Source organism: Martelella sp. (assembly GCF_984369615.1).
In genome coordinates, this window is record NZ_CFHTCS010000174.1 from 1 (window position 1) to 9025 (window position 9025).

The window sequence follows — 9025 nt, forward strand, 5'->3', positions numbered from 1 at the left end:
GGCGGCGAAGGCGGTGGCATCTGCATAGGACATGGGTTCCGGCTCCTGTCTTTGGGAGGCGGGGGACCATCCCCCGCGCGACAGGCGCCCGAAGTGTCTGACCGGATCTGCAATCACCCGAGGGCGTTCGGACTTTTCCCGAATCCCCGAGGGCGGCACGCGCGCGTAAGCCGACCCCTTTGGGGTTGAATGTCAAAGAGACGGATCGGACCAAGGTTTGCGAATGGAAGCGGGGGTGGTTTTTCGCATCTGACAGGATGCCGGATACCCGTCGCAGATGCTCTGCCGCGTCAGCCTTGCCACCATGCTGGCATCAGGATCGTGTTCCTTCAGGCCAGAGATGGCTGCCGCTTGTCCTGATCGGGATGGCGGATTGCATGGTGAAGCCGGATTGGGCCCGTCCGGTGCAGACATCCCATCCTCACGGCCAGAGACCCTGCGATCGGGTCTTCAGCTCCAAAGCCCATCGGCAATTTCGCGGGCAACCATCGCGCGGGCTTTCATCATCAGATCGTCGCCCGATGTATCGATGTGACCATAGAAGCGCGCACGGCCGCCATGGGCAGTCCATTCGGCATAGCGGCAGTATTCACGGGCATCGAGCCGGAAAACGCGCATATCTTCGGCCCAATGGGGCTTTGGCTCCACAACAACGGTCATGCCGTCGCGGCTTTCCTCCCAGGGCAGTGTACGCTCCAGCGGACGGTTTTCCCGATCCTGAGCAAATATTTCATCAACGTCGATGCTGGCAGCCATGGCGGCTCTCCAAAGAAAAAGCCCGATCACGAGGATCGGGCGAGTTACGGAAACGGAGCGGTTAGAACGGGGCGACCGAAGCCGCCCCGCATGAGTGCTATTCAGCAGCGACCATATGCTGTTCTTCCTCATCGTCAGCGGGGTCGTCCTCGCCATCGCCGGAGAGGAAATCGGGCAGATTGTCGGCTTCCGCCGCAGTGCCCGATGCCGGGTCGACTTCGATACCCTCGTCCGCCATGCGCAGCGGCTCAGGCAGCCAGCCGGTTTCCGCCAGCAGGCGTTCGGCTTCCTTGGCCATGTCGCCCTTCTTGAGATGTCCGATCAACTCGGCGGCCCGGTCTCCGGCCCCTTCACGTACAGCTTCAAGGATACGCGGCTTGGTCACGCGGCCGAGATAATTGCCGACCGTCGGCCGCCAGCCCACGGCCACCATGTCGAGGCCGGTCGAACGGGCCAGCCGGTCAGCCTGCGACAGGCGGATGTCCAGCCCGTGCTGGCTGACGCCCGTGCCGCTGTAAGGGTTCGGCTTCTCATAGAGCGCATTGACACCGAAGCTGACGCAATGGGCGAGTAACTCCATGCGCGACCCATCGTCCAGATCGGTCAGCCAATCCCAGAGGGCGGCATCGTCTGCCGGGACATGATCGCCCCAGCGTTCGTGGCGGTCAGCGATAGCCTTGGCCGACGCGCTGTCGCGCAGATCCTCGGCCTGTGCGGGCAGATGAACCTCCCGGACCTGGGCTTCGAGGCATCCCTTGCTGGAATGCGGCATGAAGCAATCCATGGCCAGCCTGTGCAGCAGTGCCGTCATAGCGACATGCGGGTTTACTGCCACCGCATCCCGCAGCGCCAGCGTGCGATGCGCGGTCAGCTCGCTGACCAGGCGATCGGGCAGCGGCTTGATGATGTCGGCCTCGTCTTCCTCCTCAGTTTCGACCGCCTGGCCGCCCAGCGTGATAACTGCACCCATGCGGCTTACCTCCGGTTCTGCCCGCTGGATCACCTCGCCGGTTTCCGGGTCAACGATTTCAGCTTCCGGTTCCGCAGGCGTTTCATCCTCGGCGCGAACATAGCCGCGCTCGATCAGCAATGCGCCATCGGCGTCGATGCTGATGAAGACACCCGCCATGCTGATCTGGTCCGGCTCGAAGGTCATCGGACGGCGCTCGAAGGTTTCCAGAGCCAGTTCGATCTCACCCAAGCGGGCGTCGATCTCGTCAGGCAGCTCGTCCGCCTCGCCATATTCGACTTCAAGCCGGTCATACTCGTCGCGCAATGCTTCGCGGGTGGCGCGTTCCTCTTCGCTCAGATCGACCGTGGTGCCGACAATCTGGCGTAGGCCATGGTCGTGACCATAGGGGAAGGTGATGGCGACCTCGATCCATTTCCAGCCCTCGGCGGCGATGGCTTCGCCCTCGGCCTTCAGTTTTTCGCCCACCAACCGGTCGAGCAGCACCGGATCTTGCAGCCAGCCACCATCGTCCTGCTGAAAGAGATCACGCAGCACGCAGCCGCCAGCCTCTTCATAGGCATCGATACCAACGAACACCGCCCGTTTGTCGGCGGCGCGGACTGTGGTTTCGGTCAGCAGGCGTCGGATGTGGTAGGGTTCCTTCTGCCAGCCATCCCTGATCGCTTCCCAGACCTGCTCCTGACGGGCATGGTCAGAACTGACGCTGAAGGCCATGAGTTGTTCCAGCGTCATGCCGTCCTCGGCATAGACGTCGAGCAATGCCGGTGAGACGGAAACCAGACGCAGGCGCTGTTTCACCACCTTGGAGTCCACGAAGAAGGCGGCAGCGATTGTTTCCTCGGTCATGCCCTTTTCGCGCATGGCCTGGAAGGCGCGGAATTGGTCGAGCGGATGCAGCGGTGCGCGCTCGATATTCTCGGCGAGCGATACCTCGTCGATCAGCACATCGGCGCTGGCCTCCGACACCACGCACGGGACCGGCGCGATCTTGGCGAGGCGCTTCTGCTTGACCAGCAGTTCCAGCGCCCGGAAGCGGCGACCGCCGGCGGGCACCTCGAACATGCCGGTTTCCTTGCCCTCGGCATCCACGACCGGGCGGACATGCAGGGACTGGATCAGGCCGCGACGGGCGATAGACTCGGCCAGCTCCTCAACAGAGATCCCGGCCTTGACGCGCCGGACGTTGGACTGGCTGAGCACCAGTTTGTTGAAGGGAATGTCGCGCGAGGATGACAGGGTGATCTTTTGAACGGCAGTGGCCATGTCAGTGTCTCCATGACGGACGCCGGTGAGCCTCTCTCTCCGGCTATCAGCCCGTCACGAAGCGAAGCGCCGCCCTCTTCCTCTGAAGAGAGCGACGCCAGCCGCAGAACCTGAAACCCGGAAATCAGGCACTCCGGTTTTCCGTATCGGCGGATGTACGGGAAAAGCTCGCGCCGACGCGGTAGAGCAGACGTTCGGCGGCGCGGATGCTTCCGGTCTCGCGAGCCGCCTCGGCCCAGACCGAGATCGGGAAATCGCCGGTGAACAGCAGATCGCGCTCGATGCCCATGCCGAAGGGCAGCCGGACTGACTGCATCTCGCCAAGGCTCCACGAACCCAGTTCGGGATAGCCGAGATCAGCCAGGCCGAACATGATGTCGCCATCCTCATCCAGTTCGGTAGCGAGCCAGACGCCTTCACCGAGGGGATTGAAGAACTTCACGACCGGGATGTGATCCTGATCGCGCTGGCGACCATTCACCAGCAGGCGGTCTCGCTGTGCGCCGGTCAGGAGGATCATGCCGCAGCCCTCCGCTCAGTTACGCTCGCATCCGGCTCTCCGGTGTCCTCGGCAGGCAGATACGACAGCAGCCAGTCCGCCGCCTTGCTGGCCTGCGAGGCCGCGCGGACAATGGCGCGGGAATCCTCGCGCATGACCTCCAGCCACGATCCGATGTAATCGGCATGGCGGACGGTCGGCACGATCCCGAGCGCGGCGCAACTGAAAGCTGCGGTCTGTTCGGCAATCATCTCCTCGAAGGCGTATTTCTTCGAGCCGAACGAGCCGGTCAGATCGCGGTTGAGACGGCTATGATGGCCGCTGGCGTGACCCAGCTCGTGCAGGGCTGTGCGGTGCCAGTTGATCGGCTCGAAATAGGCTTGCGGAGGCGGCACCTGCACATAGTCGAGGGACGGCATATAGAAGGCGCGATTGCCACCGATACGAAAGTCGATGCCGGTGGCCCGGATCAGCGCCTCGACCCGAGGCTCGATCAGGCCCGGCGGCGGTGGCGGCGCGACTGCCGTGATGTCATCGGGCAGGCCATCGCATTGTGCGGCATTGAAGACCGTGAACCGCTTCAGGAACGGTATGGCATGCGCATCCTCACCCGTCTCACGGGCACGGCGTTTTTCGTCCTCGGGGGTGAAACGGTCGGCATAAACGACGGTCGTGCCGCGTTCGCCCTTCCTGACATTGCCGCCAAGCGAAAGCGCCTGGCGGAAAGTCAGCCACGCCTGACCGGGGAAACCATGCTGGATGACAGCGCCCCAGAGGATGAGAATATTGATGCCGGAATAGGACCGGCCGGTTGAAGCATTTCTCGGCAGGCCCAGCGGGGCGGTATCAGGCGACGCACCCCAGGGCTGGACCCATGGCAACCGCCCTTGCTCCAGCTCGGCGATGATCTTGTTGGTGATGTCGTCGTAAAGGTTGCTGCGCGCGCCACCTTCCGCGAGGTTACGACCCTGTCTGGCCATCGGGATGATCTCCGCGACGGGCGCCGGAAGCCTCTCCTCCAGCCCTCAACCCGTCACGGAAAATCCGTCCGTACTCTCACTCTGAAGGGGGCGTTGCGGGGATCTCCCCGCAGAAGGGGTAGGCAGAGACCAAGGCTCGGCCGCAGGGGAAGGCGTTCCCCTATCCGGACTTCCTTGAAAACTGTCAGAAACTCGCGTATATTTCCAACAGGAGAAAGACGATGACACGGCTGACCGAACAGATTCTGGCACATACGACGGGACTTCCCGAAGGGATGCCCGTGTCCGCCAAGGGCTTGCTCCACCTCGGAAACCGGGCGGCCGTGGATCAGGCATTGTCGCGTCTGTCCGAGCGCGGGCAGCTCATCCGCGCCGGTCGTGGCGTCTATCTGCGTCCCATCGCCAGTCGGTTTGGCACGCGCGCACCTTCGGTCGAGCAGGCTGTGGAGGCCCTCGCGACCCAAAAAGGGGAGATCATCGTCTCGAACGGAGCCGCCGCGGCGAACGCGCTTGGCTTGACGACGCAGGTGCCCGTCCGCTCGGTCTATCTGACCTCCGGACGCAGCCGAAAGATGCACCTCGGCAAGCAGGTCGTGGAATTGCGGCACGCGCCGCGCTGGCAACTGGCCCTGGCCAACCGCCCCGCAGGGGAGGCCGTGCGGGCGCTGGCTTGGCTCGGCCCCGAAAGGGCGGAGGCCGCGCTCACGACATTGAAACGGAAGATGCCGCCCGGCGTGTTCGGCGAACTGGTCGCCGCCGCGCCGCAGTTTCCGACATGGCTCGCACAGAGCGTCGGAAAGGCGGCCTATGGCTGACGTTTTCCTCCAGCTTTCGGCCGAGGATCGGCGTGATGCACTGGGCGTCGCTGCCGACCGTTCGGGTCGCCCCACCCATCTTCTCGAAAAGGATGTGTGGGTGGTGTGGGCGCTGGCGACCCTCTACGCGGCACCGCTCGGCGAGCATCTGGTGTTCAAGGGCGGCACGTCGCTGTCGAAAGCCTATCAGGTCATTCGCCGGTTTTCGGAGGACGTGGATCTGACCTACGACATTCGGGCGATTGCGCCCGATCTGGTTGGGGACAATGGCGAGGGTCTGCCGAAGACACGAAGCGAGGAAAAGCGCTGGTCCAGCGAGGTCCGTCGGCGGTTACCGGCATGGGTCGCGGAAACCGTGCAGCCTGTGATCGAGACCGCACTGGCCGTCGAAGGTCTGGCGGCGGCCGTCCGGGTCGAGGATGAGAAGCTCTTCATCGACTATGAGGCGACCGCAGCCGGGTCCGGCTATGTGGCTCCAAGCGTCATGCTGGAGTTCGGCGCGCGCTCGACGGGCGAACCCGCGAGCTTGCGCGACGTCGTCTGCGACGCGGCCGGCCTGATCGACGGCCTGGTGTTTCCGACGGCGCGGCCGCGCGTCATGCACGCGGAGCGGACCTTCTGGGAGAAGGCGACCGCCATCCACGTCTTTTGCCTCCAGGAGCGGCTGCGCGGCGACCGCTTCGCGCGACATTGGCACGATGTTGTCCGACTGGACGAAGCCGGCTTTGCGGAAGCCGCTTTTGCCGATCGCGACCTGGCCAACGCTGTCGCCCGGCACAAGTCGATGTTCTTCGCAGAGAAGGCTGCCGACCGCACGCCGATCGACTATGCAGCGGCTGTCAGCGGCGGCTTGCAACTCGTGCCGGTCGGCGATGGCGCGAAGGCGTTGGAGGATGACTATGCCCGCATGGTTGAGGATGGACTGCTCTTCGACGACGAGGAGCCGTTCGAAGCGCTCATGGCGCGGTGCGCTGATATAGCCGCGCGCGCGAACAGAGCAGCCAAGTAAGAAACTGGGAGGACCGGGGGTATATGAGCGAAGTCGAAGAAGAGCGAAAATTCCAGTTTCTGCGGGACGGCGATGCCGAGCCATCTGAACTGGACTGGAACAAGGGGATCGAGAGCGCCCGCAAGGCGATTTCTGAGGCAATGAACGCCAAAAATATCGCATTTCTGCTCGGCGCCGGATGTTCTTCCCTGATGAAGGACAAAAAGGAACTCGGCATTGCGACCATGGCGCCGCTGGCCGAGGAGTTTTGCGGCGAAACCATCGAGGCACGCGCGGCGGGATTCTACAGCGATCCGCCAACAGCCGGCGCTGTACCGGCGCCGTGGCGGCTGACCAAAGACGAACTCGACTATCTCGATGCGCTCGGGGTCGACCTGGCGAAGGATTACAGCCGTAACCTGGAACGTATGATGGAGGTGCTGTTCGCGCAACGGTTCGTGCTGCGCCAGAGCGAGAATCCCGATCTTCACCCCTATCGCGCTGTTCTCGACGGCATCATCAAGAAGGTCCAGGACTTCCTATGGACCCGTGTCACCCAAGGGGCCTTCGCCACGGAGGGCGACACGACCGTGCGCGACCTCTACGAGCGTTTCTACAAGAAACTGGTCCTACGCGATCGGTCCTTGCCCCGGCCCTGGGTGTTCACGACCAACTACGATCATTTCAGCGAATTGGCGATGGATCGCCTGGGCATTCCCTATGCCAACGGTTTTTCCGGCGTCGTGGAACGCCGCTTCAACCCGGCGATCTTCCGCTATGCTCTGGCCGAGCAGCTCGACGTCGCCAGCCGCAAGTGGACCGCCGTGGACGCCTTCGTCTATCTCTGCAAATTGCATGGTTCGGTCACTTGGACCGAGGACGATCATGGCCTCTTCCCGATCAAGGAAGTCTGGCCACCGGAATCCACGAACCAGATGCTGATCTATCCGACGCCGGCGAAGCAGAACTCTTCGCTCGGCTCGCCCTACGCAGACCTGTTCCGGGAATTTCAGTCCCGGATCGTGCGCGAGCAGAGCGTTCTCATCACGGCCGGCTACGCCTTCGGCGATGAGCACCTGAACAACATCATCTACCAGGCCCTAACGATCCCGACCTTCCGCTTGGTGATCTTCGCGGCGCCGGATACGGACGGCGAGATCGCCAAGCTGCGGGCGCTGCGCGATCCGCGCATTTGGATCATTGGAGGCAATGGTCCTACCGCGGGGACGAGGGCGCACTACTTCGACATGATCGTCGAGCATTTCATGCCCCAGCGCCCCAGCGACAGGATTGATGACGCCGTCCGCAAGGTGTTGTCGGAGCTGGCGCCGAAAAGGGGCGACGAGACAAAGGATGGCGAGGCATGAGCCACGACGATCGCAAGCGGGCGATCGGCAAGGTGGTCTCGGTCGCGGCCGACCGCTTTGTCGTCGAGATGCACGTCGGCACCGACAATTTCACGGTCGTCGGCTTCGACGACGTGCATTATGTGGCGCGGCTGGGATCATTCCTGATGATTCCGTCGCAGTCGGAATATGTCGTGGTCGAGGTTGTCGGCTTGCGTGAACGCGATGCGAGCACGCCGTCGGAGCGGGGCGACTTCGACCGGGCTGGCTCCTCAAAATATCTGGATGTGGTGCCCGTCGGCATGTTGCCGATGCGCAGCGACGCGTTCCGCTTCGGTGTGTCGGTTTTCCCGTCCCTCTATGCGGACGCACTCTATGCCCTGGACGGCGAACTCGATCGCATCTTCGAGACCGAGGCGGCCGTCGTGCCGTCAATCGGCCCGGATGGTGGCGTCTGCCAACCAGAAGGCGCCACGCGCTACCGGGTTCTGCCAATCGGCAAGTCCGTGGTGTTCGAGGACTACGACGTCAAAGTCCGTCTGAACGAGTTCTTCGGTGGCCACGTTGCCGTCCTGGGTAACACCGGCAGCGGCAAGTCATGCACGGTCGCCTCGGTACTACAGTCTCTTTTCGACAAGCCGGACGAACATCACGCTCGCGGAGCGACGTTTATCGTCTTCGACGTGAATGGCGAGTATCACGAGGCGCTTGCTCCTTTGGCAAAAGACGGCGGCATCGGCGTCCATCGCGTAACCCTTGATGGGACGACCGCTGGCTTTCGGATGCCGCACTGGTTCCTGGAAATGGCAGAATGGGAACTGCTTTTGCAGGCGAGCGAGCGAACGCAACTGCCGGTCCTTCGGACGGCGTTAGGTCTGACAAGTCTCTTTCATGCCAACACGCCAGACGCTCTGGCTCTGCGCGAGCACTTTGTCGCCACTTGCATCATCGAGTGCTTTCGAGGTGCGGATGGCGACTCCCCAGTGTCGAAGTTTCAGCGCGTCGTTTCTCTTCTTCAGAAGTATCCGACGAACGATCTGAATATGGCGTTGTTGAACCGTTTCAGTCCGAATTTTCAATACGGAAATTTTTCTGGCAACAACCAATCGGCATTTCTGGATGAAGTAAGGAAGAAGCTCCAGAAGGATGCTCCCTTACCAGCCTACAATCGGACGCCGTTCTCTTTCGATGAGCTGCACGAATGTCTGGATTTCGCGATCCTTTATGAGGAGGCCCACGGCAACCGTCAAATCCGAGATTACTGCTCGTCCATGGTCACGCGGCTCAGATCTCTCCAAGAGAGGACTGAATATGCCTTTTTACGTCACGAAGGAGCTGACGTTGGTGCGGCTGAACCGCCCCGGGTTTGCCGGAGGCTGATTGTCATTAGTTACGCGGCCATGTC

8 protein-coding genes are annotated in these 9025 nt (G+C 62.5%); 4 read left to right on the forward strand and 4 right to left on the reverse strand.

From position 1 onward, the window contains the following. Positions 1-450 precede the first annotated feature (450 nt). From AC5DC2_RS14120 to AC5DC2_RS14135, 4 genes are all read right to left on the reverse strand, one after another. The gene (locus tag AC5DC2_RS14120) at positions 451-756 is read right to left on the reverse strand and encodes a hypothetical protein (RefSeq protein ID WP_009450568.1); all 306 of its coding nucleotides are present in this window, start codon (positions 754-756) and stop codon (positions 451-453) included. Positions 757-853: 97 nt separating this feature from the next. Continuing rightward, positions 854-2992 carry a ParB/RepB/Spo0J family partition protein gene (locus AC5DC2_RS14125; protein ID WP_024707718.1) on the reverse strand — a complete coding sequence of 713 codons (2139 nt, stop codon included), beginning with the start codon at positions 2990-2992 and terminating at the stop codon, positions 854-856. A 124-nt stretch (positions 2993-3116) separates the two neighbouring features. Further along, the gene (locus tag AC5DC2_RS14130; RefSeq protein WP_024707719.1) at positions 3117-3512 is read right to left on the reverse strand and encodes a DUF2958 domain-containing protein; all 396 of its coding nucleotides are present in this window, start codon (positions 3510-3512) and stop codon (positions 3117-3119) included. Then, on the reverse strand, positions 3509-4471 hold the full coding sequence (locus tag AC5DC2_RS14135) for an ArdC family protein (RefSeq protein ID WP_491698931.1): 963 nt from the start codon (positions 4469-4471) through the stop codon (positions 3509-3511). Before AC5DC2_RS14135 ends, AC5DC2_RS14130 begins: the two co-directional genes overlap by 4 nt. 221 nt (positions 4472-4692) lie before the next feature. Here AC5DC2_RS14135 and AC5DC2_RS14140 point away from each other — a divergent pair, with 221 nt between their 5' ends. The 4 genes from AC5DC2_RS14140 to AC5DC2_RS14155 all read left to right on the forward strand — a co-directional run. After that, entirely contained in the window at positions 4693-5286 is a 594-nt protein-coding gene (locus AC5DC2_RS14140) for a DUF6088 family protein (RefSeq protein WP_491698932.1), read from the forward strand. Next, complete coding sequence (locus AC5DC2_RS14145) at positions 5279-6295, forward strand: nucleotidyl transferase AbiEii/AbiGii toxin family protein (protein WP_491698933.1); 1017 nt, start codon at positions 5279-5281, stop codon at positions 6293-6295. The genes AC5DC2_RS14140 and AC5DC2_RS14145 overlap by 8 nt, the downstream gene beginning before the upstream one ends. A gap of 23 nt (positions 6296-6318) precedes the next feature. Continuing rightward, positions 6319-7641: an SIR2 family protein gene (locus tag AC5DC2_RS14150; RefSeq protein ID WP_491698934.1), complete on the forward strand. Its 1323-nt coding sequence runs from the start codon at positions 6319-6321 to the stop codon at positions 7639-7641. Continuing rightward, positions 7638-9025 (forward strand): helicase HerA domain-containing protein (locus tag AC5DC2_RS14155; protein ID WP_491698935.1); only part of this gene is annotated, 1388 nt, incomplete at its 3' end. The genes AC5DC2_RS14150 and AC5DC2_RS14155, both read left to right, overlap by 4 nt.

Bases quoted from the DNA above. Each gene is read 5' to 3' on its own strand.
- AC5DC2_RS14120 (WP_009450568.1), bottom strand. From the start codon at position 756: ATGGCTGCCAGCATCGACGTTGATGAAATATTTGCTCAGGATCGGGAA.
- AC5DC2_RS14125 (WP_024707718.1), bottom strand. From the start codon at position 2,992: ATGGCCACTGCCGTTCAAAAGATCACCCTGTCATCCTCGCGCGACATT.
- AC5DC2_RS14130 (WP_024707719.1), bottom strand. From the start codon at position 3,512: ATGATCCTCCTGACCGGCGCACAGCGAGACCGCCTGCTGGTGAATGGT.
- AC5DC2_RS14135 (WP_491698931.1), bottom strand. From the start codon at position 4,471: ATGGCCAGACAGGGTCGTAACCTCGCGGAAGGTGGCGCGCGCAGCAAC.
- AC5DC2_RS14140 (WP_491698932.1), top strand. From the start codon at position 4,693: ATGACACGGCTGACCGAACAGATTCTGGCACATACGACGGGACTTCCC.
- AC5DC2_RS14145 (WP_491698933.1), top strand. From the start codon at position 5,279: ATGGCTGACGTTTTCCTCCAGCTTTCGGCCGAGGATCGGCGTGATGCA.
- AC5DC2_RS14150 (WP_491698934.1), top strand. From the start codon at position 6,319: ATGAGCGAAGTCGAAGAAGAGCGAAAATTCCAGTTTCTGCGGGACGGC.